The 23,881-nt window shown below is 70.5% G+C and carries 20 protein-coding genes; 6 read left to right on the top strand and 14 right to left on the bottom strand.

All coding sequences use genetic code 11. The features are described 5' to 3' along the window. Positions 1 to 213 precede the first annotated feature (213 nt). A complete protein-coding gene (mfd, locus tag CXQ92_RS13975) occupies positions 214 to 3,816 on the top strand; it encodes a transcription-repair coupling factor (RefSeq protein WP_104168380.1) in 3,603 nt (1,200 codons plus the stop codon). 102 nt (positions 3,817 to 3,918) lie between these two features. Here mfd and CXQ92_RS13970 read toward each other — a convergent pair whose 3' ends face one another. The 4 genes from CXQ92_RS13970 to CXQ92_RS13955 form a co-directional block, all read right to left on the bottom strand. Further along, positions 3,919 to 4,206, bottom strand: coding sequence for a hypothetical protein (locus CXQ92_RS13970; RefSeq protein ID WP_258069955.1), 288 nt, complete (start codon positions 4,204 to 4,206; stop codon positions 3,919 to 3,921). 92 nt (positions 4,207 to 4,298) lie between these two features. Continuing rightward, complete coding sequence (deoC, locus tag CXQ92_RS13965) at positions 4,299 to 4,979, bottom strand: deoxyribose-phosphate aldolase (RefSeq protein WP_258069954.1); 681 nt, start codon at positions 4,977 to 4,979, stop codon at positions 4,299 to 4,301. A 105-nt stretch (positions 4,980 to 5,084) separates the two neighbouring features. After that, a complete protein-coding gene (locus tag CXQ92_RS13960) occupies positions 5,085 to 6,818 on the bottom strand; it encodes a phospho-sugar mutase (RefSeq protein WP_104168378.1) in 1,734 nt (577 codons plus the stop codon). A 78-nt stretch (positions 6,819 to 6,896) separates the two neighbouring features. Continuing rightward, positions 6,897 to 7,697, bottom strand: coding sequence for a purine-nucleoside phosphorylase (locus CXQ92_RS13955; RefSeq protein ID WP_104168377.1), 801 nt, complete (start codon positions 7,695 to 7,697; stop codon positions 6,897 to 6,899). 56 nt (positions 7,698 to 7,753) lie between these two features. Here CXQ92_RS13955 and CXQ92_RS13950 point away from each other — a divergent pair, with 56 nt between their 5' ends. Together CXQ92_RS13950 and CXQ92_RS13945 are read left to right on the top strand one after the other, a co-directional pair. Beyond that, positions 7,754 to 9,154, top strand: a complete 1,401-nt coding sequence (locus tag CXQ92_RS13950) for an NAD(P)H-quinone dehydrogenase (RefSeq protein ID WP_104168376.1) — start codon at positions 7,754 to 7,756, stop codon at positions 9,152 to 9,154. 169 nt (positions 9,155 to 9,323) lie between these two features. Beyond that, positions 9,324 to 10,736, top strand: coding sequence for an MFS transporter (locus CXQ92_RS13945; RefSeq protein WP_104168375.1), 1,413 nt, complete (start codon positions 9,324 to 9,326; stop codon positions 10,734 to 10,736). A 75-nt stretch (positions 10,737 to 10,811) separates the two neighbouring features. Here the strand turns inward: CXQ92_RS13945 and CXQ92_RS13940 are convergent, their stop codons facing one another. Then, positions 10,812 to 11,063 carry a hypothetical protein gene (locus CXQ92_RS13940; RefSeq protein ID WP_104168374.1) on the bottom strand — a complete coding sequence of 84 codons (252 nt, stop codon included), beginning with the start codon at positions 11,061 to 11,063 and terminating at the stop codon, positions 10,812 to 10,814. 260 nt (positions 11,064 to 11,323) lie between these two features. On the opposite strand from CXQ92_RS13940, the gene CXQ92_RS13935 reads away from it, so the two are divergent. Both CXQ92_RS13935 and CXQ92_RS13930 read left to right on the top strand, forming a co-directional pair. Then, positions 11,324 to 12,706 (top strand): serine/threonine-protein kinase, encoded by a 1,383-nt coding sequence (locus tag CXQ92_RS13935; protein WP_146067475.1) that lies wholly within the window; start codon positions 11,324 to 11,326, stop codon positions 12,704 to 12,706. After that, positions 12,703 to 13,479 (top strand): hypothetical protein, encoded by a 777-nt coding sequence (locus CXQ92_RS13930; RefSeq protein WP_104168372.1) that lies wholly within the window; start codon positions 12,703 to 12,705, stop codon positions 13,477 to 13,479. The genes CXQ92_RS13935 and CXQ92_RS13930 overlap by 4 nt, the downstream gene beginning before the upstream one ends. A gap of 21 nt (positions 13,480 to 13,500) precedes the next feature. On the opposite strand, the gene CXQ92_RS13925 is transcribed toward CXQ92_RS13930, so the two are convergent. Continuing rightward, the gene (locus tag CXQ92_RS13925) at positions 13,501 to 14,247 is read right to left on the bottom strand and encodes a GAF and ANTAR domain-containing protein (protein WP_104168371.1); all 747 of its coding nucleotides are present in this window, start codon (positions 14,245 to 14,247) and stop codon (positions 13,501 to 13,503) included. 192 nt (positions 14,248 to 14,439) lie between these two features. Further along, the gene (locus CXQ92_RS18230; protein WP_181033673.1) at positions 14,440 to 14,763 is read right to left on the bottom strand and encodes a DUF3060 domain-containing protein; all 324 of its coding nucleotides are present in this window, start codon (positions 14,761 to 14,763) and stop codon (positions 14,440 to 14,442) included. A gap of 1 nt (position 14,764) precedes the next feature. On the opposite strand from CXQ92_RS18230, the gene CXQ92_RS18225 reads away from it, so the two are divergent. Next, entirely contained in the window at positions 14,765 to 15,142 is a 378-nt protein-coding gene (locus tag CXQ92_RS18225) for a hypothetical protein (protein WP_181033672.1), read from the top strand. A 247-nt stretch (positions 15,143 to 15,389) separates the two neighbouring features. Here CXQ92_RS18225 and CXQ92_RS13915 read toward each other — a convergent pair whose 3' ends face one another. The 7 genes from CXQ92_RS13915 to CXQ92_RS13885 all read right to left on the bottom strand — a co-directional run bounded on the left by CXQ92_RS13915 (position 15,390) and on the right by CXQ92_RS13885 (position 23,878). Continuing rightward, positions 15,390 to 16,322, bottom strand: coding sequence for an NADP-dependent oxidoreductase (locus CXQ92_RS13915; protein WP_104168369.1), 933 nt, complete (start codon positions 16,320 to 16,322; stop codon positions 15,390 to 15,392). A 91-nt stretch (positions 16,323 to 16,413) separates the two neighbouring features. Next, positions 16,414 to 18,255: a biotin carboxylase N-terminal domain-containing protein gene (locus CXQ92_RS13910; RefSeq protein ID WP_104168368.1), complete on the bottom strand. Its 1,842-nt coding sequence runs from the start codon at positions 18,253 to 18,255 to the stop codon at positions 16,414 to 16,416. A 108-nt stretch (positions 18,256 to 18,363) separates the two neighbouring features. Next, the gene (locus CXQ92_RS13905) at positions 18,364 to 18,996 is read right to left on the bottom strand and encodes a nucleoside triphosphate pyrophosphatase (RefSeq protein WP_104168367.1); all 633 of its coding nucleotides are present in this window, start codon (positions 18,994 to 18,996) and stop codon (positions 18,364 to 18,366) included. A 103-nt stretch (positions 18,997 to 19,099) separates the two neighbouring features. Further along, positions 19,100 to 19,645 carry a hypothetical protein gene (locus CXQ92_RS13900; RefSeq protein WP_104168366.1) on the bottom strand — a complete coding sequence of 182 codons (546 nt, stop codon included), beginning with the start codon at positions 19,643 to 19,645 and terminating at the stop codon, positions 19,100 to 19,102. A 178-nt stretch (positions 19,646 to 19,823) separates the two neighbouring features. Then, a complete protein-coding gene (locus tag CXQ92_RS13895) occupies positions 19,824 to 21,239 on the bottom strand; it encodes a dicarboxylate/amino acid:cation symporter (protein WP_104168365.1) in 1,416 nt (471 codons plus the stop codon). A gap of 167 nt (positions 21,240 to 21,406) precedes the next feature. Beyond that, positions 21,407 to 23,122: a DUF885 domain-containing protein gene (locus tag CXQ92_RS13890; RefSeq protein WP_258069953.1), complete on the bottom strand. Its 1,716-nt coding sequence runs from the start codon at positions 23,120 to 23,122 to the stop codon at positions 21,407 to 21,409. Between the two features lie 93 nt (positions 23,123 to 23,215). Continuing rightward, entirely contained in the window at positions 23,216 to 23,878 is a 663-nt protein-coding gene (locus CXQ92_RS13885) for a DUF305 domain-containing protein (RefSeq protein ID WP_104168364.1), read from the bottom strand. Positions 23,879 to 23,881 lie beyond the last annotated feature (3 nt).

Below are 23,881 nucleotides of genomic sequence, written 5' to 3'. Positions count from 1 at the left end.
AGGGATGCACAGGTGGTGCCGCGGGGCGGCAGGTCAGGGGTCTCCCGCAATCCTACGGCCTGGCCTCGCCCGGTGTGCCGCCGATTACACGCCACGGGGAGCGTCGGCGGGGCTTGGTAGTGTGGAAGCATCCCCGGGAACGCGTCTTGTTTCCGGGCTTTTGTGCTGTCGTCACCCCGTTCTCCACCCCCGTTGCCCGAGGAGTCCCACCAGATGAGCCTGAACGGATTGCGCGCAGCGCTCGCCGAGGATGCGTCCTATGCGCGCGTGCTGACCAACGCGTCACGCCCGGTCGAGGAGCGGAGCCCCGACCTGCAGATCGGGGCTCCCGCCGGGATGCGCGCGCCCCTGATCGCCGAGATGGTCGACGGCCTGGACGCCGTCCCGGCCTCCCCGGGAGATGCCGGCAGTGCCGAGCCGGTGGTCCTGGCGATCACCGCGACGGGTCGGGAGGCGGAGGACCTGGCGGCCGCGCTGCGCAGCTACCTGCCGGAGAGCGCCATCGAGGAGTTCCCCAGCTGGGAGACCCTGCCCCACGAGCGGCTCTCGCCGCGCTCCGACACCGTGGGCCGGCGCCTGTCCGTGCTGCGTCGGCTGGCCCACCCGGAGGGGAACCCCGTGCGGGTCATCACCGCGCCCATCCGCGCCGTCGTGCAGCCGCTCGTCGCGGGGCTCGGCGACCTCGAACCGGTGTCGCTGAAGGTCGGCGACGAGGTCGCGTTCTCCGACGTCGTCCGTGCCCTCTCCGACGCCGCGTACGCGCGCGTGGACATGGTCACGCACCGCGGGGAGTTCGCCGTCCGCGGCGGCATCATCGACGTCTTCCCGCCCACCGAGGACCACCCGGTCCGCGTGGACTTCTTCGGCGACGAGGTGGACCAGATGCGCTGGTTCGCCGTCGCCGACCAGCGCTCCCTCACCTCGGGTGAGCCGCCGACCGCCCTGTACGCCCCACCGTGCCGCGAGATCCTCATCACGCCGTCGGTGATGTCCCGGGCCGCGAAGCTGCAGTCCGAGCTGCCGGCGGCGGCGTCCATGCTGGAGAAGATCGCCGGCGGGATCGCCGTCGAGGGCATGGAGTCCCTCGCCCCCGTGCTCGTGGACGCCATGGTGCCGTTCATGGGTGAACTGCCGGCCGGCTCGATCGCCGTCGTCCTCGAGCCGGAGAAGGTCCGCACCCGCGCGCACGACCTCGCCGCCACGAACGAGGAGTTCCTCGCGGCCGCGTGGTCCACGGCGTCCGACGGCGGCGCCGCACCGCTGGACCTCGGCGGCGCCCTGGGCACCGACCTGCAGGAGGCGAGCTTCCGGTCCCTCGCCGACACGCGGGCCACGGCGCTCGCCCACGCGGTGGCCTGGTGGGGCATCACGTCCTTCGGGGCCGATGAGGAGCTGGCCGACGTCGACAGCTTCACGCTGCATGCCCGCGAACCGCGCGGCTACCAGGGCGACGTCGCCGAGATGATGGACTTCATCGGCGGGCGGGTCCGCGACCAGTGGCGCGTCGTCGTCGCCACGGAGGGCCCCGGCCCGGCGCAGCGCCTCGCGGAGCTCTTCCACGACAACGACATCCCGACGAGCCGCGTCGACTCCCTCGACGCCGCGCCGCAACCGGGCATCATCGAGATCACGACGGCGTGCGCGGGCCGCGGCTTCGTGGTGGACGGGCTCAAGCTGGGGCTGCTCACCGAGGCCGATCTCCTCGGCCGCACGAGCGCCTCCGGGACCCGCGACATGCGCAAGATGCCCTCGCGGCGCCGCAACGCCGTCGACCCCCTGCAGCTCAAGGAAGGCGACTTCGTGGTGCACGAGCAGCACGGCGTCGCGAAGTTCGTCGAGCTGCTGCAGCGCTCCACCGGAGCGGGGCCCACCCGGACCACGCGCGAGTACCTCGTGCTCGAGTACGCGCCGTCCAAGCGCGGGGCCCCCGGGGACCGCCTGTTCGTGCCCACGGACCAGCTGGACCAGGTGACCCGCTACGTGGGCGGGGACGCCCCCGCGCTGAGCAAGATGGGCGGCTCCGACTGGAGCAAGACCAAGAACCAGGCCCGCAAGGCCGTCAAGGAGATCGCCGGCGAACTCATCCGGCTCTACTCCGCCCGCATGGCGTCCAAGGGCTACGCCTTCGGTCCCGACACCCCCTGGCAGCGCGAGCTGGAGGAGGCGTTCCCGTACGTCGAGACGCCCGACCAGCTGACCACCATCAACGAGGTCAAGGCGGACATGGAGCGCGAGGTCCCCATGGACCGGCTGGTCTCCGGCGACGTCGGCTACGGCAAGACGGAGATCGCCGTCCGCGCCGCGTTCAAGGCCGTGCAGGACGGCAAGCAGGTGGCGGTGCTCGTGCCCACCACGCTCCTGGTGCAGCAGCACTTCGAGACCTTCTCGGAGCGGTTCTCCGGCTTCCCGGTGCGCGTGCGCGCGCTCTCACGGTTCCAGACGGCCAAGGAATCGCGTGAGACGGCGGCGGGCCTCACCTCGGGGGCGGTCGACGTCGTCATCGGCACGCACCGCCTGCTGTCGAAGGAGATCGCCTTCAAGGACCTCGGGCTCGTGATCGTGGACGAGGAGCAGCGCTTCGGCGTCGAACACAAGGAGGCGCTGAAGAAGATGCGCACCAACGTGGACGTCCTCGCGATGAGCGCCACCCCCATCCCGCGCACGCTCGAGATGTCCCTGACCGGCATCCGCGAGACCTCCACGCTCGCCACGCCCCCGGAGGAGCGCCACCCGGTCCTCACCTACGTGGGGCCCTACACCCACAAGCAGGCCTCCGCCGCCATCCGGCGCGAACTCATGCGCGAGGGCCAGGTGTTCTTCGTGCACAACCGTGTCTCGTCGATCGACCGCACGGCCGCGCAGCTCCGGGAGCTCGTGCCCGAGGCGCGTGTCGCCGTCGCCCACGGCCAGATGACGGAGTCCCGGCTCGAGCAGATCATCGTGGACTTCTGGGAGAAGCGGTTCGACGTCCTGGTCTGCACCACGATCATCGAGACGGGCCTGGACATCTCCAACGCGAACACGCTGATCGTAGACCGCGCCGACTCCTACGGGCTGTCCCAGCTGCACCAGCTCCGAGGCCGGGTGGGCCGTGGACGGGAGCGGGCCTACGCCTACTTCCTGTACCCGTCGGAGAAGCCGCTCGGCGAGGTGGCCCTCGAGCGCCTGAAGGCCGTGGCGTCCCACAACGAACTCGGCGCGGGCATGCAGCTGGCCATGAAGGACCTCGAGATCCGCGGTGCCGGCAACATGCTGGGCGGCGAGCAGTCCGGGCACATCCAGGGCGTCGGGTTCGACCTCTACATCCGGCTGGTCGGCGAGGCCGTCGCGAACTTCCGCGGCGAGGCGGAGGAGAAGGCGGCGGAGATGAAGATCGAACTGCCGATCAACGCGCATCTGCCGCACGACTACGTGCCGGGGGAGAGGCTCCGCCTCGAGGCCTACCGGAAGCTGGCCTCCGCCATCACGGACGAGGCGATCGACGCCGTCGTCGCCGAACTCAAGGACCGCTACGGGGAGCCGCCGGCGGCCGTGGAGAACCTCATCTCCGTGGCGCGTTTCCGCGTGTCCGCCCGGGCCCTGGGCCTCACGGATGTGGCGCTGCAGGGCAACTTCATCAAGTTCGCCCCGGCCGAACTGCCGGAGTCCAAGCAGATGCGCCTCACGCGGATGTACCCGGGGGCCGCGGTGAAGCCTGCGCTCAACGCGGTGCTGGTTCCGAAGCCGAAGACCGCGAGGATCGGCGGCCGGGACCTCGTGGACGCCGAGATCCTGGACTGGGCGAAGAACGTGCTCGACGCGGTGTTCACCGCGTAGGCGGATCCCGGACCGGCGTGGGCGGGATCAAGGGGTGGGAAACGCGGGAAGGCCGCCCCGGAGGGGCGGCCTTCCCGCGGAATGCGTGGATCTGCGCGGTCGTTACGAGCTGACGCCCGCGGAGGTCTCCTTCTCGTCCGTCTGCTTGCCCTCGGCGAGGTTGTAGCCGGTGTCCGAGCGGCCCAGGATCCCCTGCGGGATGAAGAACGCGAGGAAGGCGAGGACCACGATGGCGGTCATCGGCCAGACGGTGTCGAGGGTCAGCCAGTTGAGCAGGTAGATGCCCAGCAGGAAGGCGCCGAAGATGAGCACGAACACCACGACGTTCTCGACGAGGTGGCCTTCGCCGGCGTGGGAGGGCTGCTTCTCGACGTTGGCTTCGTGTGACATTGGGTCTCCTTGACTGCGTTCGTGCGTGCCGGGTCTACTGCTGGGTGTGCTGGTGGATCTGCTGCGGGGGCCGCGGGCCGGGCTCCTGGTGGTCAGTAGCCCGATGCGCCCTGTTCACCCTTAACGATAGCGACTCCCGAGCTCGCCCCGATACGCGTTGCGCCGGCGTCGATCATGGCGCGCGCATCCTCGAGGGACCGCACGCCGCCCGACGCCTTCACCCCGAGGTCCGGGCCCACGGTCTTCCGCATGAGGGCGACGTCCTCGACCGTGGCGCCGCCGCCGTTGAAGCCGGTGGACGTCTTCACGAAGTCAGCGCCCGCCTCGACGGCGGCCTCGCAGGCGAGCACCTTCTGCTCGTCCGTGAGCAGGGAGGTCTCGATGATGACCTTGAGGATGGCACCGTGCTCGTGGACGGCCTCCGCGACGGCGAGGATGTCCTGGACGAGGAGGTCGCGGTCCCCGGCGCGCGCGGCCGCGATGTTGATGACCATGTCGATCTCGTCGGCGCCGTCGGCCACTGCGCCCTGCGCCTCGAAGACCTTGACCTCGGTGGTGGTGGCGCCGAGGGGGAACCCGATGACGGAGCAGGTGAGGACACCGGTGTCCTTCACCGCCGTGCGCACGGTGCTGACCCAGACGGGGTTCACGCAGACGGACTTGAACGAGTACTCGACCGCCTCGCGGCAGACGGTGAGGATCTGCTCACGGTCTGCCTCGGGCTTCAGCAGGGTGTGGTCGATGTAGGAGGCGAGGGAGACGTCGTTAGGCATGCTCCCCATCTTTCCATGTCCGCACCGTCGAGCCCGCCGCCGCGGGGGCAGGAACGGCCGGGATCCGCGCCCAGGACCGGTCTTTCCTGCCGTCCGGGCCAGGGGTCAGAGGCCGAGGGCCCCGGCGACGTCGTGCTTGACCGCCTCGAGGCGCACGCGGGCGGTCTCCTTCGCGTCCCCGAGGCCGCTCGCGGACCCGACCGGCTCCACCACCTCGAGGTAGCACTTGAGCTTCGGCTCCGTGCCGCTGGGCCGGATGATGACGCGCGTCCGGTCCTGCGTGAGGTAGAGGAGCCCGTCGGTGGGCGGCAGGTGCGCCGAACCCCGGGCGAGGTCCTCGGCGACGCCGACGGCGGAGCCGGCGAAGGACGACGGCGGGTTCTCCCGGAGCCGGCCCATCATGGCGCCGAGCAGGCCGAGGCTCTCCACGCGGACCGAGAGCTGGTCCGCGGCGTGCAGGCCGTGCACCAGGAAGGCGTCGTCGAGCAGGTCGAAGAGGGTGCGGCCGGCGGCCTTGGTCGCGGCGGCGAGTTCGGCGAGCAGCAGCCCGGCGGAGATGCCGTCCTTGTCCCGCACCAGCTCCGGGGCCACGCAGTAGCCGAGGGCCTCCTCGTACCCGAAGGAGAGGTCATGGACGCGGGCGATCCACTTGAAGCCGGTCAGGGTCTGCTCGTGATCGATGCCCGAGGCCGCGGCGATCCTGCCGAGCAGGCGGGAGGAGACGATCGAGTTCGCGAAGACCCGGGTCCGGGCGGCGCCGGCGGCCCCGTCGGCGGCCGTCCCCCTTGCGAAGCGGGCCGCCAGGTGCAGGCCGAGCAGCGTGCCCACCTCGTCGCCGCGCAGCATGCGCCACGCACCGGTGGAGGGTTCGCGTGCCGCGAGGGCCACGCGGTCGGCGTCGGGGTCGTTGGCGATCACGAGGTCCGCACCGACCTGCGCCGCGGTCTCGAGGGCGAGGTCCAGGGCGCCGGGTTCCTCGGGATTGGGGAACGCGACGGTGGGGAAGTCGGGGTCCGGCTCGGCCTGGCGTTCGACGACGGTGACGTCGTCGAACCCGGCGGCCGCCAGTACCGCCCGGGCGGTCCGGCCGCCCACCCCGTGCAGCGGCGTGAGGACGATCTTCAGGTCCCGCTCCGTCAGGGCCGGATCGGCGAGGGCTGCGACGGCGTCCACGTAGTCGGTCTCGATGGCGTCCGGGAGGACCGTCCAGCCGGAGGCCGCGAGCGGGATGTCCCGGACGGCGTCGATGCGGGCGGCGATCCCGGCGTCGTGCGGGGCCACGATCTGGACGCCGCGGGCGTCCTCCTCCACGGCGCGCCCGCCGAGGTAGACCTTGTACCCGTTGTCCTGCGGCGGGTTGTGGCTCGCGGTGACCATGATGCCCACCTCGCACCCGAGGACACGGATGGCGTAGGCGAGCACCGGCGTCGGCAGCTCGCGGGGCATGAGGAACGTCTCGATCCCGGCGGCGATGAGGATGGCCGCGGTCTCCTCGGCGAAGATGCGCGAGTTGTGGCGGGCATCGAAGCCGACGACGGCGCGGGGCGCGTAGGCTCCGGCCGCGAGGTCCAGCGCATGGGCGGCGACCCCCGCGGCGGCCCGACGGACCACCACGCGGTTCATGCGGTTGGGGCCCGCACCGAGGGCCGCCCGCAGCCCGGCGGTGCCGAACAGGAGCGGACCCGAGAAGCTGTCCTGCAGCTCCTGCTCCGCGGCGGCGTCGCCGGACCGCACGAGTCCGGTCAGGGTCCTGAGCTCCTCCGCCGTCCGCGGATCCGGGTCGGTGGCCGCCCAGGCGTCGGCGACGGCGAGGAGGGTGTCCAGGGCGGGGGTGGTCATGCGGGTCCCTTACGTGGGTGGATCGAAGGCGGGGGAGCGGCGGCGGTGCTGCGGTGGCGGCGCCGGGCCGGGGTGCGGCTAGAGTGCGGCGACGATGTCGGCGAGCAGGCGGGAGATGCGGGGCCCGGCCGCCTGGCCGGCCTCGAGGACCTCGGTGTGGCTGAGCGGGACGGGGCTGATCCCGGCCGCGAGGTTCGTCACGAGCGAGAGGCCGAAGACCTCCATGCCGGCGTGCCGGGCCGCGATGGCCTCGAGCGCCGTGGACATGCCCACGAGGTCGGCGCCGATGCGCTTGGCGTACCGGACCTCGGCCGGCGTCTCGTAGTGGGGTCCGGTGAACTGCGCGTACACGCCCTCCTCGAGGGTGGGGTCCACCTGGCGGGCGAGGTCGCGCAACCGCGGGGAGTACAGGTCCGTGAGGTCCACGAAGGTCGCACCCTCGAGCGGCGAGGATGCCGTCAGGTTGATGTGGTCGCTGATCAGGACCGGCGTGCCCGGCTTCCAGTGCTCCTGCAGGCCGCCGCAGCCGTTGGTGAGGATCATCGTCGTCGCGCCCGTCGCGGCCGCGGTGCGGACGCCGTGCACCACGGCCCGCACGCCCTTGCCCTCGTAGAAATGGGTGCGGGCGCCGAGGACCAGCGCGCGCTTGCCGGCCGGCGTGAGGACGGAGCGGATGGTGCCGGTGTGGCCGACGACGGCGGGGGCCGAGAAGCCGGGGATGTCCGCGGCATCGAGGGTGTGGGTGGTCTCGCCGATGAGCTCGGCGGCCTCCCCCCAGCCGGAGCCGAGGACGAGCGCGGTGTCATGCCGGTCGATGCCGGTGGCGCGGGCGATGTGGCCGGCAGCGTCGCGGGCCAGGTCAAAGGGATCAGAAGTCACCGCTACAACTTACCCTCTATTTCCCGCGCGTCAGTGGCATGCGCGATGATGGGGCGGTGACCAACCAACTCGATTTCAGTTCACTGCGTCTCGCGATCCTGGGCGGCGGCCCCGGCGGCTACGAAGCGGCGCTGGTCGCCGCGTCGCTCGGCGCGAACGTCACCGTCGTGGAGCGCCAGGGCCTCGGCGGGTCGGCGGTCCTCACGGACGTCGTGCCGTCCAAGACCCTCATCGCGACGGCGGACACCATGACGCGCTTCACGGACGCGAGCGGACTCGGCGTCCGGTTCTCCGAGGACAGCAAGGTCTACGCGGACCTGGACAAGGTCAACCAGCGGCTCCTCAAGCTCGCCGTCGAGCAGTCCTCCGACATCCGCGCCACTCTGGAGCGCCTCGGCGTGCGCGTCATCATCGGTACGGGGAAGCTGCTCGACGACCACCGCCTCGAGGTCCGGTCCGGGGGAGAGACGAGCATCGTCGAGGCCGACGCCGTGCTCCTCGCGGTCGGTGCCACGCCGCGCGAGCTGCCGAGCGCCATGCCCGACGGCGAACGCATCTTCAACTGGACGCAGCTCTACAACCTCCGGGAGATCCCGGACCACCTGATCGTCGTCGGGTCCGGCGTCACCGGGGCGGAGTTCGCCAGCGCCTACAACGGGCTGGGCTCCAAGGTCACCCTCATCTCCAGCCGGGACCGCGTGCTGCCGGGCGAGGACGCCGACGCCGCCGAGGTTCTCGAGGGCGTGTTCAAGGACCGCGGCATGACCGTCCTGTCCAAGTCCCGCGCCGAGGCGGTGGACCGCACGGACGACGGCGTCCTCGTGCGCCTGGCGGACGGCCGGACGGTGGAGGGCAGCCACTGCCTCGTCGCGGTCGGCGCCGTCCCCAACACCGGCGGCATCGGCCTCGAGGAGGCCGGCGTCGCCGTCAACGAGTCCGGGCACATCACCGTGGACGGCGTCTCCCGCACCACGGCGCCCAACGTGTACGCGGCCGGCGACTGCACGGGGGTCTTCGCGCTCGCCTCGGTGGCGGCGATGCAGGGCCGGATCGCCATCGCCCACCTCATGGGGGATTCCGTGAGCCCCATCAAGCTCAAGCAGGTCGCCTCGAACATCTTCACCTCGCCGGAGATCGCCACCGTGGGCGTGACGGAGGAGGACATCGAGTCCGGCCGGTACCAGGGGGACATCGTCAAGCTCTCCTTGCACACCAACGCGCGGGCCAAGATGATGAACGTCAAGGACGGCTTCGTGAAGGTGATCTCCCGCAAGGGCTCCGGCACGGTCATCGGGGGAGTTGTCGTCGGCCCCCGCGCGTCCGAACTCATCTTCCCCCTGGCGCTCGCGGTGACGAAGAAGCTGCACGTGGACGACGTCGCCAACACGTTCACCGTGTACCCGTCGCTGACGGGTTCCATCTCCGAGGCGGCACGCCGCCTGCACGTGCACATCTGACCCTCGGGTCCGGCCGGGGATCGGGTTCCCGGTGTCCAGATGGTGGACAGGCTTATCCACCTGATGGACGCCGGTGGTCAGATGTTGGCATTCATCTGTTGCACGGACGCCGTGCCGCGGGAGCTCCGGGCTCCCGCGGAGGCGCCTCGTTTCAAGAAAGCCGACGCCCATGACCTCCTCCACGTCCGCCAGTGCCGGCGGAACCACCAAGCCGCTGAACTCGCGGGGCAAGGTGATCTTCGCCAGCCTCATCGGAACGACGATCGAGTTCTACGACTTCTACATCTACGCCACGGCCGCCGTCCTGGTGTTCCCCGCCCTGTTCTTCCCGAACCAGACCTCCGCGAACCAGCTGCTCAGCTCCTTCGCCGTCTTCGGCGTCGCGTTCGTCGCCCGGCCCCTGGGCTCCGTCGTCTTCGGCCACTTCGGTGACAAGATCGGCCGCAAGGCCACCCTCGTGGCCTCACTGCTCACCATGGGCATCGCGACCTTCCTCATCGGCCTGCTACCGGCGGCGACCAATGACGGATGGGTGTTCCTCGCCCCGCTGCTGCTCGTGGTGCTTCGCTTCCTCCAGGGCCTCGCGCTGGGTGGCGAGTGGAGCGGCGCGGCCCTCCTGGCCACCGAGAACGCCCCCGAGGGCAAGCGGGCCATCTACGGGACGTTCCCGCAGCTCGGCGCACCCATCGGCTTCATCCTGGCCAACCTCCTGTTCGTCCTGCTGAGCACAGTCCTCAGCCCGGAGGACTTCCTCGAGTGGGGCTGGCGCGTGCCGTTCCTGCTGAGCGCGGTCATGGTGATCATCGGCCTCTACGTGCGGCTCAAGCTCATCGAGAGCGCGTCCTTCCAGAAGGTCCAGAGCGAGGGCAAGGTCGTGAAGGTGCCGCTCGGCACCACGTTCCGCCTGCACTGGCGTGCCCTGATCCTCGGCACGTTCATCATGTTCGCGACCTACGTGCTCTTCTACTTCATGACCGCCTTCACCCTGACGTACGGGACCGCGCCGTCGAGCGTGGAGCAGGCGCGGGCCAGGGCGGAAGCCACCGGCAAGGAGTTCACCGACGCGCAGGCCTCGGCGTTCGTGCCCGGCCTGGGTATGGACCGCACCGACTTCCTCTGGATGCTGATCCTCGGCGTCGTGTTCTTCGGTATCTTCACGCTCGTCTCCGGCCCGCTGGCCGAGCGCTTCGGTCGCCGCAAGATGCTCCTCGCGACCACCGTGGGCATCGCGGTCTTCGGGCTCCTGTGGGCACCCCTGTTCGGCGCGGGGACCGTGGGTGCCATGGCGCTGCTGATCATCGGCTTCATCCTCATGGGACTCACCTTCGGCCCCATGGCCGCGGTGCTGCCCGAGCTCTTCCCCGCCAACGTCCGCTACACGGGCTCGGCGGTCGCCTACAACGTGTCGAGCATGATCGGAGCCGCCCCGGCCTCCTTCATCGCCGTTGCGCTGTGGCAGGCCGCGGACGGAAGCACCGTGCTGGTCGGCGCCTACCTGAGCGTGGCCGCCGTCGCCACCTTCATCGCGCTCTGGTTCTCGCGGGAGACCCGCGACCGCGACTACGAGAACAACGTGGCCTGATCACACCGGTCCTCCCGGAACCGCGTCCGACGGCGCCGCACCCATCCGGGTGCGGCGCCGTCGGCCTGTGCGCTCTCAGAGCGGCAGCGGGTGTCGCAGCACTCCCACGGCGGTTCCCCGGCCGGAGAGGATGCGGCAGGCGTCGATGGCGTCGTTCTCGAGCGGATCCGCCCCGGAAGCTGCACGCCGGATGAGAGTTCCACCGGCCGGTCCGGTGAGCTCCAGATGGAACGGGTCCGAGTGGCTGGTCGTCCATTCGGCGATGATGTCCTCGGCGATGCGCCCATCGTGGAAGAGGTAACCCAGCGGCTGCCATCCGGCGTCCAACCCGTCCACATTGCCCAGGGCAGCAGTCGTAGCGCCCTTATCGGAAAGGCCGTCTATGGGCTCGCGCAGGGCATCGCCCGCGCCGTGGTCCGGATCGGCAGCATGTCGCGTCGCGCCGGCCCGACCGCGCGCACGACGACACCCCTTCCCCCCCGGGCCCGGCACGCCACGTACACTGGATGGAAAGTCGGCTTATCAAATCGCCGGACGTGCGCGGATCGCGCGTGCCCGGAAGCCGCACAGCGGGGTAGTGGAAGCGGGTGGCATTGGAGCAGCAGGCACTGGCCGGGCGGTACGCCCTCGGGAAGCGGGTCGGCACCGGCGGGATGGCGGAGGTCTTCTCGGCCCGGGACACGAGGCTCGAGCGGGACGTGGCCGTCAAGCTCTTCCGGCCGGGCATCGCCGACGGCATCGAACGGGGGTCCGCGGAAGCGCGGATGCTCGCCGGGCTCGACCACCCAGGCCTGGTCCGCGTCCTGGACATGGACAGCGGCGACGACACCGGGGACAACGCCTACCTGGTCATGGAACTCGTCGACGGACCCGATCTGGGCGTACTGCTGCGCTCCGGCGGTCCGCTCGACAGCGAGGACGTCCGCCTCCTGGCGCTCGACCTCGCCCGCACCCTCCAGTACATCCACGGCCGCGGGATCGTGCACCGTGACCTGAAACCCTCGAACGTCCTGACCCGGCAGGCGGAGGCGGACAGCGGCGTCTTCCGCTTCCTGCTCACCGACTTCGGCATCGCCCGTTTCTTCGACGGCAGCCGGATGACCGCCACGGGGCAGGTGATCGGCAGTGCCGCGTACTTCAGTCCCGAACAGACACGGGGCGACGGCGTGGGCCAGCCCTCGGACATCTATTCCCTCGGCCTCGTGCTGATCGAGGCCCTGACGGGGGAGCGGGCCTTCCCCGGAACCGGCGTCGAAGCCGCCCTGGCGCGTCTGCACCGCAGCCCGTCCATCCCGCACTCGGCCGGCCCCGCCCTCTCGGCGCTCCTGGTGTCCATGATGCTCGACGAGCCGGCCGACCGGCCCGACGCCGGCCGCGTGGTCCGGGCCCTGATAGCCATGGGCCCGCAGAACGATCGCGCGAACGCGGCCACGGTCATGCTGCCCGCCGGTGTGGCACGCACGACGACGATGCCTCCGGGCGGCGCCACGCCGCGCTCAGCCGCGGCGGCATCGGACACGGCAGCCTTCGGTGGCGTGGCGTCCCGAACGGCGGGGACCGGGGGTGCGGCACCCCCTACGGCGTCGGACACCGCGGCCCGCACGGCGGCCACATCCACGGCGGCTACTCGGACTGCGGCTGACACGGTGCCCGGCCCGATGGTCGAGCCCGTTGCTCCCGCTATCGCGGTGTCCGGCCCCCGGGGCGTGTCAGCGACAGTTCCCCACCCGGCGGACCGGGGTCCTACCGCCCCACGGCGGCAGCCGGCCGGAGCCCGTCCCTCCGGACGCCGGCGGCACGTGCTCCCGTGGCTGGTCACGCTGCTCGTCATCGGGCTTCTGACGGCCGCCCTGTGGGCCTTCACCATCACGACCGCTCCCGAGCCGGGATCCGGGATCGAACCCCTGCCGGTAGTCCCCGGCGAGACAGGCGAGAAATTGCAGGAACTCTACGACAGCGTGCAGCCATGACCGCCCTCCGCAGGCAGATGCTGCCCCTCCTGGTCGGCGCGGCGCTTCTCCTCACCGCCTGTGGGAACGAGGCCCTGGACGCCGGCACGGCCGGGGACTTCCAGGCGGAGGTCCGAGCCATCGCCACGTCGGCCGCCGCCGGTGACGCCGACGGCGCCGTCGTCCTGGCTCAGCGGCTGAAGGACCGCGTGGACGGCGCCCGGACCGATGGCAGCGTCACCGAGGACCGTGCTGCCGTGATCAGCACGCGTATCGACGCCCTGATCGCCTCGCTCGACGCGGGACAGGTCCCCGTCGTGACTCCGGGGGAACCGACCGAGGCGCCGGCCGAAGCGCCGTCGGACACCTCGACGCAGGTGGTCCCGGATGACGTTCCAGCGCCCGCGCAGCCTGTGCCCACTGAGGCGCAGCCCGCTCCCGCCGACGAACCCCCGGCCCTGCCCGCTCCTGCTCCGGACCCCGACGACGGCACGGTCCCTGACGGCACGGAGCCCGAAGAGACCGAGCCTGACGGCACGGAGCCCGAAGAGACCGAGCCTGACGAGACGGATGCCGACGACGACGTCACGGGCGACGATGCCGGCAGCGACGATCCGAGTGGCGAGGACGCCCCCGGTCAGGGCGCACGGGAGAACAGTGGAGGCCCGGCCGCCGAGAAAGCAGCCCAGAAGGCCGCCGAGCAGCAGCGCAAGGCCGAGGACAAGGCCAGGGAAGCCGCACAGCGCGGGGAGAAGAGCCCTCCCGGGAACGGCAAGGGCAACGAGGGCGGCTAGCGCTTCCGCATCGCGCGCCCGTCAGCGCGCGGTGTCCCTGTGGGGTAGGTCGCCGCTGCTGATGAGGTGCTCGGCGACGTTCCAGAGCTTCAGGTGGGTGCGCTGGCTTGCCATGGACAGCACGATGAAGGCCTGCTCGCCGGTGATCTTGTGGCGTTCCATGAGGATGCCCTTGGCCTGACCGATGGCGTCCCTGGAATCGATGGCTTGGTGGAGTTGCCGGCTCTTCTCGGCCTCGGCGAACGCCACCGCCGCGTGGGAGGCGACCAGCAGGCCCACGTTCTCGGACTCGTCCGTGAACGCGTCGGCCTCGTACGAGTAGAGGTTCAGCGCGCCCAGATCATCGCCCTGGACCCACAGTTGGATGGAGAGCATCCCCTTGGCGCCGGCCTCGGCGGCCCGCGGCGCGAACAGCGGCCACCGCTCCTCGTGCGCCATGTCAGGGACCCGCACGGTCCGGTGCTCGTACGCCGATTCCAGGCACGGGCCCTGCCCGGTCTCCATCTGCAGTGAGTCGATGCGCCTCGGTAGTTCCCCGGAGGGGGCGTGGGCTCCGATGTGCTTGCGCCCGAGGACAAGACTGACGGACCCTTCGTCGACCCCGGGGATCAGGTCGAGGGCCGCGTGGACGAAGCCGGCGAGGATCGCGTCGGAGTCCGGTTCCCCCTGCAGTTCGCGAGCCAACTCGGCCAGTTCCGTGGCGAGATCGCGTTCCCGCACACTGCCGCCGTGCTGCAGCGACAACCCACCCCTGAGTTCCTCGCTCATGCTTCGCACATCCCAGCCGCGGCACGTCGATGGGTCCGGGCAGAGCTGCGCTCGCTGTAGCGCTCGTCGTTTCGTACGTGTGCCATGGGACTCCCCTGGTGGAACGGCAGTAGCGGTCCTCCGCCAGGGTCCGGGGCGAGAACCCCAAGCGTGCTCGTTTATCGGGGAGAAGTCAACAGCAGTGGACCCCCATCAGGAGGCCGAGACCGAGTTGCTCCCTTCGGTCTCGACGACCGGGTCACCGGTCCGATAGGTGACGGTGTTGTCGTTGCCTTCGACGTCGATCGCGCGGGTCTCGCCGACCTCGACGGTGTTGCCGTCACCGTCGACGCTGATCTCCTCCACGGCGTCTGCTTCTGCCGTGTTGCTGTTGCCTTCGATGTCGATCATGTCGGCGGAGCCACCGGAGATCGTATTGTTGTCGCCGTCGATCTCGATGTCCTCGCAGTCACCGGTGACGGTCACCTCCACGTTGTTGCTCTCGACGTCGATGTCGCCGCCACTTGAGCACTCCACCGTGACCGGCGTGGTGGAGCTGGTGATCGTGTGCTCGTCGCCCGCTCGCAGTGTGATGGTGGTTGTACCGGCCCCTGCGCTGGGAGTCGCTGACGCCCCGGACCCACCGGCAGCACCCGAAGGGCTGGCACTGGCCGACGAACTGGCAGACGAACTGGCAGACGGACTGGCAGACGGACTGGCCGACGGACTGGCCGACGAACCGGCAGCGGGACTCGTTGCCGCACCGCCGTCATCGGTCTGCGTCGCCGTGGTACCGGGGTCAGGGCTCGGTTCCGCCGAGCATCCGGCCAGCAGCAGAATGGCTGCAGCGAGAAGTCCTGCACGCGTCACGGGGTGGTTCTGGAAACTCATCGATCTCTCCCTGGCTGCCGAGTAACCTTCTGCGCCGATCCATGGTCGGGCGTACCAGCGAGGACCACTGGACTTGCAAGGCTAGTGGCCGGCGGGTTCCGGAGCGAGGATCCGACGGCGATCGGAGGCGCTTGAACGTCCGTACTCATTCATGCCCCACGGTTCTGCCGGTGGCCGACATCGCGCCGTCCGGGAGAAGAGGCACGTGGTGGTCGTGCTCCAGCACGACCACCACGTGAGGTCGGGACGTCGGCGCTCCCGGCCCTGGCGATCTAGAAGGTCAGCACCAGCCGACCGCGGACGCCTCCTGCTTCGAGACGACGGTGCGCTTCGGGGGCGTCCTCGGCGGCCAGTGTGTCCGCCACGCGCGCCGTGAGGATGCCGTCCTCCACCGCCTGGCGGAGGCCGTCGAGCTTGGCGGCGGAGAGGTACTCGTCGAACACCCAGACAGCCTCGAAACGGATGTCGCGGGTAGGTCGATCGCCCTTCCAGCCCCGGACCGAGACGAAGACTCCCTGATCGCGCACCGCGGGCACGACGTCGCCGTGCAGCAGCGCTGTGTCGGCAACGGCGTCGACGCCGTCGGGAAAGATCTCCCTGATGCGCTCGGCGAGGTCCGCGCCCCGATCGAGGACGTGATCGGCTCCAAGACCCTCCACCAGGGGACGATCCTTCGGTGCTGCGTCCGTGATCACGACCAGGCCCTGCTGCTTGGCGAGCTGGATCGTGTAGTTGCCCAGCGTCCCGGCCCCACCCGTGACGGCGAGGACCTGTCCGGGCTGCAGTGCTGCGAGTTCGAGGATCTGCACGGCCGTGAGGCCGTTCATGGGAAGGGTGGCGGCTTCCTCGAGCGTGGTGTTCGCGGGGATCCGCGCGATCGAGTCGTCGGGTGCCACGAGGTATTCGACGTAGGCGCCGCCGTGGTGCCCCAGGGGCAGCGCGATCGCCATGACCGCGTCGCCGACGGACCACGTGCTGCCGTCGCCCACTTCGTCGATGACACCGGCGGCATCCATCCCTGGCATGTAGGGCGGCTCGGACCGGCTCATGTCATAGGCGCCCGTGCGGACGTTCGTGTCGGTGGGGCTGACGGCGGCAGCCCTGACCCTGATGCGTACTTCCTTCTCACCGGGATGTGGCTCGGGAAGATCCTGAACGGTCAGGACCTCGGGGCCGCCGAACTCCGTGACTCCGATTGCTTTCATGACGAACCAACTCCGTGACATTTGTGGCTTGTGGAAACTACCGACAGTTCCAGAACGGAGATCAGGGCGGAGTCATTCCACGGCAGGACGGCTAGTCGCGGATGGTGGCGAGGACCGAGCCGGCGGACACGGTGTCGCCGGGCTTCGCCGTCAGGCCGGACAGCTTGCCCGATTTGTGCGCCGTGAGCGGCTGCTCCATCTTCATGGCCTCGAGCACCATGATGAGATCGCCCTCGGTCACCTTGTCGCCGTCGGACACCGCGACCTTCACGATGGTGCCCTGCATGGGGGACGTCAGCTCGTCGCCGCTGACGGCCGTCTTGCCGGCCCGGGCGCGCGAGGACTTCTTGGATTTCGCCGGTGCGGCCGGCTTGCCGTTCGGCGTCGCGCCCAACCCGGCGGGCAGCACCACCTCGAGGCGGCGCCCGCCGACCTCCACGGTGACGCGCTGGCGGACATCGTCGTCCCCGGTGGGTTCGGCGGGCCCCTTCCACGGCTCGATGGTGTTGGTGAATTCCGTCTCGATCCAGCGCGTGTGCACCGAGAAGGGGCCGTCGACGGGCGCGAACGCGGGATCCTCGACGACGGCGGCGTGGAACGGGAGCACGGTCGGCATGCCCTCCACAACCATCTCCCTCAGGGCCCGGCGTGCGCGCTGCAGGGCCTGGTCGCGGGTGGCGCCGCTGACGATCAGCTTGGCGAGCATGGAGTCGAAGTTGCCGCCGATCACCTCGCCGGCTTCGATGCCGGAGTCCACGCGGATGCCCGGCCCGGTCGGGAGGGTGAGCGTCTGCACGGTGCCGGGTGCGGGCATGAAGCCGCGGCCGGCGTCCTCGCCGTTGATGCGGAACTCGAACGAGTGGCCGCGGACCTCGGGGTCCCCGTATCCGAGTTCCTCACCGCGGGCGATGCGGAACTGTTCGCGCACGAGGTCGAGGCCCGTGACCTCCTCGGAGACGGGGTGCTCCACCTGGAGCCGCGTGTTCACCTCGAGGAAGGAGATGGTGCCGTCCTGGCCCACGAGGAACTCGCAGGTGCCCGCCCCCTGGTACGCCGCCTCGCGCAGGATGGCCTTGGAGGCCTCGTAGAGCTGGGTGTTCTGTGCGGCGGAGAGGAAGGGGGCGGGCGCTTCCTCCACGAGCTTCTGGTTGCGGCGCTGCAGGGAGCAGTCGCGCGTGGAGACCACGACGACGTTTCCGTGCGCGTCCGCGAGGCACTGCGTCTCGACGTGGCGCGGGGCGTCGAGGAATCGCTCCACGAAGCACTCACCGCGGCCGAAGGCCGCCGTCGCCTCGCGCACGGCGGAGTCGAACAGCTCGGGGATCTCCTCGTGGCTGCGGACCACCTTGATGCCGCGTCCGCCCCCGCCGAACGCCGCCTTGATCGCGATGGGCAGCCCGAACTCGGTGGCGAAGTCGATGACTTCCTGGACGGACTCCACCGGGTCCGTGGTGCCCGGGACCAGCGGCGCGCCGACGCGCTGTGCGATGTGCCGCGCCTGGACCTTGTCGCCGAGCTGCGCGATCGAGTGCGGGGAGGGCCCGACCCACGTGATGCCGGCATCGAGGACCCGCTGCGCGAACTCGGCGTTCTCCGACAGGAAGCCGTAGCCGGGGTGGATGGCGTCGGCGCCGCTGCGCTCCGCGGCCTCCAGGATGCGGTCCATGACCAGATAGGACTCCGCGGCGGTCTCCCCACCGAGCGCGAACGCCTCGTCGGCCATGCGGACGTGCAGGGCATCGCGGTCCGGCTCCGCATACACCGCGACCGACGCGATTCCCTCGTCACGGGCGGCGCGGATGACCCGGACGGCGATCTCCCCCCGGTTGGCGACCAGGACCTTCGTCACCCGGCGGTGCTGCCGGGGGTCGGTGCCGGCGCTGTGGGCGTTCGCAGGGGTGGACTCGGACGGGCTGAGGGGGGACTGGCTCATGGGGGGTGGGGCTCCTTCTTCTCTCGTGGGAGCCTAGCCCGGTTTGGTGACTTCCGCCCATGGATCGTGCCGAACGGGAGTGTTGTGCGGTGATCCTTTGTAGGGAACCTACAAGGAGGCCGTAGGCGACCAGAGGTCCGTCACGGAGACGCCGGCCGAGAGCAGGAGCGCGCGGAGCGTGGAGATGCTGAGCCCGACCACGGCGTGCGGATCACCGTCGACGCGCTCGATGAAGGCGCCGCCCAAGCCGTCGATGGTGAAGGATCCGGCGCAGTGCAGGGGCTCGCCGCTGGCCACGTACGCCTCCACCTCGGCGTCGGACATCGCGCCGAAGTGGACGGTCGCCGAGGAGACCGCCCCGACGGTCGCCCCGGAGCCGCCGGCGCGGGTGTCCACGAGCCAGTGGCCCGTGTGCAGGACGCCGGAGCGGCCGCGCATGCGGCTGATGCGTTCGATCGCGACCGCCGGTTCGTAGGGCTTTCCGTGCGCCTCGCCGTCGAACTCGAACACGGAGTCGCACCCGAGGACGAGGGCGTCGTCCGCCTCCTCCAGTGCCGCGACGGCCTCGGCCTTGGCGCGCCCCAGCAGCAGCGAGGTGTCGTGCGCGTCGAGGTCGCCGTAGGCGGCGACGACGGCGGGCTCGTCGACGTCGGAGACGAGCACCGAGTGCCGGATGCCGGCGTCGTCGAGGAGTCGGGTGCGGGCAGGGGACTTCGACGCGAGGATCAGGCGGAGGGTCATGCACCAAGCCTAGGTGCCTCTGCGGCACCCGGTTCCACCGCGCGGGTCCACCGGCGGGAGCCGCCGGCCGCGTCACCTTCCGGGGGCGCGACCGGCAGGATCGTCACCAGCGGTGCGCGACGTCGATCACCACCCTCGATCCGGCACCGGGCCCCGGCACCACGAAGGCGCGCATGGGAAGCCGCGCCCGGACGCCGAGTCCGAAGGTGGTCTGCCCCTCGAAGCTCCCGGCCAGGGCGACCTGGCGGAAGGTGGAGTAGCCGGTGACGTCGACGAGGTTCCTGCGGTCGGCGGGCCGGTAGGTGGCCCGTCCGTACTCGTCGTAGGCGGGGGCGAGCACCGTCACGGACAGGCGGGCGCCTCCGCGCAACGGGACGACGAACCCCGAGCCGGGCTGCCGGACCTGGTGGACGTAGGCCACGCGGTAGCCGGCCCCGCGGCCCTTGGTGTCGACCACCATCCGGTCGAAGCAGGCATGCCTGCCCGAGCGCACGTTGGTGATGGGATGTGAAGTGTACGTGGAGGCGACTTTCGCCGTCGAGCCCCATGTGATGCCGCAGTATGCGGCGGATGCCGGAGGTCCCCCTGCGAGGCCGAGGCCTGCTGCGAGGGCGAGAGCGGCGAGTGTGGCGGAGAGCTTCCCCGTCATGCGCGATTTGTTCACGGCGCACCACCTGGTCGAACTGGATAGGGAGGTCAATCGTCCTCCCGTATCCGGTGGAAAGCGCCGTCGCTGCCCGGAACGGCGCCGAATCGTTAGCGCAGACGCAGGTCGGCCCGCTCCCGGGCGGATGCCGGGGGCGGGCCGTCGCTGCAGCGGGCGGGACCTAGCGGGTCACGGACGCCGAGATGCCGTCGTTGGGGGCGGCGGCCGCGTCGGGTGCGTCGGTCACGCTGTCATCGGCGAACGGGTCGCCGGTGCGCTGGGCGTTGTAGAGGTCGAGGTCCAGCAGGCCCTCGCGCCGGGCGACGATCGTCGGGACAAGGGCCTGGCCCGCCACGTTCACGGCGGTGCGACCCATGTCGAGGATGGGGTCGACGGCGAGGAGCAGGCCGACGCCGGCCAGGGGGAGTCCCAGCGTGGAGAGCGTGAGCGTCAGCATGACGACGGCGCCGGTGGTCCCGGCGGTCGCCGCGGAGCCGAGCACGGAGACGAGAGCGATCAGCAGGTACTGGGTGAGGCTGAGGTCGATCCCGAAGAACTGGGCCACGAAGATCGCGGCGATCGCCGGGTAGATGGCCGCGCAGCCGTCCATCTTCGTCGTCGCGCCCAGGGGCACGGCGAACGACGCGTACCCGCGGGGTACTCCGAGGTTCCGCTCCGTGACGCGCTGCGTGAGCGGCAGCGTGCCCACCGACGAGCGCGAGACGAAGGCCAGCTGAATGGCGGGCCAGGCGCCGGAGAAGTACTGCCTGACCGACAGCCCGTGCGCCTTGATGAGCACGGGGTACACCGCGAACAGCACGAGGGCCAGGCCCACGTAGATGGCCAGGGTGAACTTCCCGAGCGAGCCGATGGTGTCCCAGCCGTAGACGGCCACGGCGTTGCCGATGAGGCCGATCGTGCCGAGCGGGGCGATCCGGATGATCCACCAGAGGACCTTCTGGATGACGGCCAGGGCGGAGGCGTTGACGGCGAGGAACGGTTCGGCCTGCTTGCCCACCTTCAGGGCGGCGATGCCGACGGCCACGGCGACCACGAGGACCTGCAGCACGTTGAAGTTCAGGGCCGTGGTGACGGCTCCCGACTCGGCGACGGCCGAGGAGGCCTGGAGGCCGAGGAAGTTGGCGGGGATGAGCCCGGTCAGGAAGGCCCACCAGCTTCCCGTGTTGCCGGTGTACTCGGCGGGCTGGGTCGCGTCCGTGCCGGCGCCGGGCTGGAAGAGGACACCGAGGCCGATGCCGATGACCACGGCGATCAGGGCGGTGATGGCGAACCACAGCAGGGTCTGGCCGGCGAGCCGTGCAGCGTCGGTGACGGCGCGGAGGTTCGCGATGGAGCTCACGACGGCGGTGAAGATCAGGGGGACGACGGCGGCGCGGAGCAGGGCCACGTAGCTCGAGCCGAGGGTGGCGAGCGTGGTGCCGAGGCCGGTGGGCGTCTCCTGGGTGTGCCCCGTGTACTTGGCGATGAGGCCGAGGGCCAGCCCGACGACCAGGGCTGCGATGATCTGCGGTCCGAAGGAGGTCGCCCAGCGGGGCAGCCTGCGCCGGGTGGGCGGGGAGCTGGTTTCAGTAGACACGCCCGAAACTCTAGGGATGCCGTATACCAAGGCGAAGCGGAAGTTGCGGAATGTTACGGAGCGGCAAATCGTCGTCGTCCCCGATGCCGCGGGACTTCCGCGGAATGCCGCCACCGTCGCGGGCGGACCGGGGGAGCGCCCCGGCCCGCCTGTGACGAACGTCTACGTCAGGAGACCAGCGCGCGGCGCAGCGTGTCGAGTCCCACGGAGCCCAGGTTGAGGGCCCGTGTGTGGAAGGCGCGGAGGTCGAACGCCTCACCTTCGGCTGCCCGGACCTCGTCGCGGATCTGTTCCCAGAGCCGCTGGCCGATCTTGTAGGACGGCGCCTGCCCCGGCCAGCCGAGGTAGCGCGTGAACTCGAAGCTGAGCTGCCCCTCGCTGATGGCGATGTTCTTCCTCAGGAAGTCGTAGCCCTTCTCCGGCGTCCAGGTACCTTCGCCCCACCGCTCGGGGATCTCCAGTTCGAGGTGGACGCCGAGGTCGAACACCACGCGCGCGGCGCGCATGCGCTGGGCGTCGAGCATCCCGAGGCGGTCACCGGGATCGGACAGGAACCCGAGTTCCTGCATGAGGCGTTCGGCGTACAGGGCCCAGCCCTCGCCCTGCCCGGACACCCAGATGGCGTTGCGGCGCCAGGGGTTCAGCAGCGCGCGCTGGTACGTCGCCGTCGCGACCTGCAGGTGATGCCCCGGGACCCCCTCGTGGTACACGGTGGTCGTCTCCTTCCAGGTGGTGAAGGAATCCTCACCCTCGGGCACGGACCACCACATGCGGCCGGGGCGCGAGAAGTCGTCGCTGGGGCCGGTGTAGTAGATGCCGCCCTCGTTGGTCGGGGCGATCCTGCACTCGAGGCGCCGCATCACGTCGGGGATGTCGAAGTGGACCCCGGCCATGGCGTCCACCGCCCTGTCGGAGAGTCCCTGCATCCAGGCCTGCAGCGCCTCGGTGCCCTGGAGCTGGCGGGCGGGATCCTCGTCGAGGATGCGGATGGCCTCCTCGATCGAGGCGCCCTCCCGGATCTCGTTCGCCACCGCCTCCTGCTCGGCGATCACGCGGTCGAGCTCCTCGACGCCCCACCGGTACGTCTCCTCGAGGTCGACGGCGGACCCGAGGAAGACACGCGACATCAGGGCGTAGTGCTCGCGGCCGACGGCGTCCTTCTCGGGGGCGGAGGGGAGGAGGTCGTCCTGCAGGAAGGACGCAAGGGTGCGGTAGGCGCTGCGGGCGGCCTCGGCGCCGGACCGCAGCCGGTCGCGGACGCCCTCGGGCAGCTCGCCGTCGTCCGCGGTGGCGGTCGCGCCGAGGGCGTCGAAGAATCCGCCGTCCTCCGCGTACTTGGTGGACTGTTCGATCACGATGGCGACCTGGCGGCGTGCGGCGACCAGGCCGCGCTCGCGACCGGCGCGGAGGGAGGAGATGTAGCCGTCGATCGCGCCGGGCACGTTCGCCATGCGTCCGGCGATGTGATCCCATTCCTCCGCGGTGGCGGTGGGCATGAGGTCGAAGATCGCGCGGATGTTCTGGGCGGGGCAGGCGATGTTGTTCAGCTCGGAGTAGCCGAACCCGGCGTCGCGGATCTCGAGGTCCAGTCCGAGCCTCTCCCGCATGGCGTCCAGCGTGACGGCGTCGACGTCGTCGGTCGGCTGCAGGTCCTCGAGCCGGCGCAGGGTGGTGCGGGCGGCTTCGGCGAGGGCCTCGATCCCGGCGGGCGAGTAGTCCTGGTACTCCGTCTCGTGGCCGGGCAGGCCGAGCTCGGTGGCGAAGTTGGGCATCAGCTCGAGCAGGGTCTCGTAGTACGACGTGGCGACGGCGTCGATGGCCGTGGCCTGCCGCGCGGGCTGCTCGCTGGAGGACGGGGAGGGGGCTGGGGTGTCGTGGGTCACGTTCCGAGCCTAGCGGCAGACCGTTGCCGGAGGCTACCGAGTGGGTGGTGCCGGTGTGGCTCGGACGGACGGCCACACCGGCGGATCCCGGGATCAGGGGGACGCGAGCAAGTCCTTCATCTCGTCGATCTCGGCCTGCTGCGTCGTCACGATGGTCTCGGCCAGCTCGATCGCGTCCGGATTCTCGCCGTTCTCGATCTCGTCCTGCGCCATGTCGATCGCGCCCTCGTGGTGGACCGTCATGGACTCGAGGAACAGGCGCGAGGCCTCGGTGCCCTCGGCGCGCTCGAGCTCGGCCATCTCGTCCTCGTTGAGCATCCCCTCCATGCCTTCCATGGGGCCAGACCCGGATCCCATGCCGTCCCCGTCGCCCATGCCTTCCATGTCTCCCATGTCGTGGCTCTCCATGCTGTCCGGACCCATGGCGTCGTCCCAGGTCTCCAGCCAGCCCTTCATGGTGGCGATCTCGGGCGCCTGTGCGTCCCTGATCTGTGTCGCGAGGTCGCTGATCTCGGGGCTGGTGCCGTCCTTGGCGAGCATCAGCTCGCTCATCTCCACCGCCTGCTCGTGGTGGGGGATCATCATCCGGGAGAACATCACGTCCGCCTGGTTGTGCTCCTCGGATACGGTGCCGGCGCTGGCCGGCGACGTCGTCGAGCCTGCGCCGGTGCCTGCGTCGGTGCCTGTGGTGACGCAGGCGGAAAGGGTGAGGGCGGCGGCGAGGCCCAGTGCTGCCATGGAAAGGTTCTGCTTCATGAT

The sequence above is a fragment of the Arthrobacter sp. SX1312 genome, assembly GCF_002929295.1.
Classification (GTDB): Bacteria; Actinomycetota; Actinomycetes; order Actinomycetales; family Micrococcaceae; genus Arthrobacter_D.
Note: the sequence above shows the minus strand (reverse complement) of the source record. Positions and strands in the feature narration are given on the sequence as shown.

Excerpts from the sequence above, each read along its gene's own strand:
- mfd (WP_104168380.1), top strand. The coding sequence starts at position 214 with ATGAGCCTGAACGGATTGCGCGCAGCGCTCGCCGAGGATGCGTCCTAT.
- CXQ92_RS13970 (WP_258069955.1), bottom strand. The coding sequence starts at position 4,206 with ATGTCACACGAAGCCAACGTCGAGAAGCAGCCCTCCCACGCCGGCGAA.
- deoC (WP_258069954.1), bottom strand. The coding sequence starts at position 4,979 with ATGCCTAACGACGTCTCCCTCGCCTCCTACATCGACCACACCCTGCTG.
- CXQ92_RS13960 (WP_104168378.1), bottom strand. The coding sequence starts at position 6,818 with ATGACCACCCCCGCCCTGGACACCCTCCTCGCCGTCGCCGACGCCTGG.
- CXQ92_RS13945 (WP_104168375.1), top strand. The coding sequence starts at position 9,324 with ATGACCTCCTCCACGTCCGCCAGTGCCGGCGGAACCACCAAGCCGCTG.
- CXQ92_RS13930 (WP_104168372.1), top strand. The coding sequence starts at position 12,703 with ATGACCGCCCTCCGCAGGCAGATGCTGCCCCTCCTGGTCGGCGCGGCG.
- CXQ92_RS13925 (WP_104168371.1), bottom strand. The coding sequence starts at position 14,247 with ATGAGCGAGGAACTCAGGGGTGGGTTGTCGCTGCAGCACGGCGGCAGT.
- CXQ92_RS13915 (WP_104168369.1), bottom strand. The coding sequence starts at position 16,322 with ATGAAAGCAATCGGAGTCACGGAGTTCGGCGGCCCCGAGGTCCTGACC.
- CXQ92_RS13910 (WP_104168368.1), bottom strand. The coding sequence starts at position 18,255 with ATGAGCCAGTCCCCCCTCAGCCCGTCCGAGTCCACCCCTGCGAACGCC.
- CXQ92_RS13905 (WP_104168367.1), bottom strand. The coding sequence starts at position 18,996 with ATGACCCTCCGCCTGATCCTCGCGTCGAAGTCCCCTGCCCGCACCCGA.
- CXQ92_RS13900 (WP_104168366.1), bottom strand. The coding sequence starts at position 19,645 with ATGACGGGGAAGCTCTCCGCCACACTCGCCGCTCTCGCCCTCGCAGCA.
- CXQ92_RS13885 (WP_104168364.1), bottom strand. The coding sequence starts at position 23,878 with ATGAAGCAGAACCTTTCCATGGCAGCACTGGGCCTCGCCGCCGCCCTC.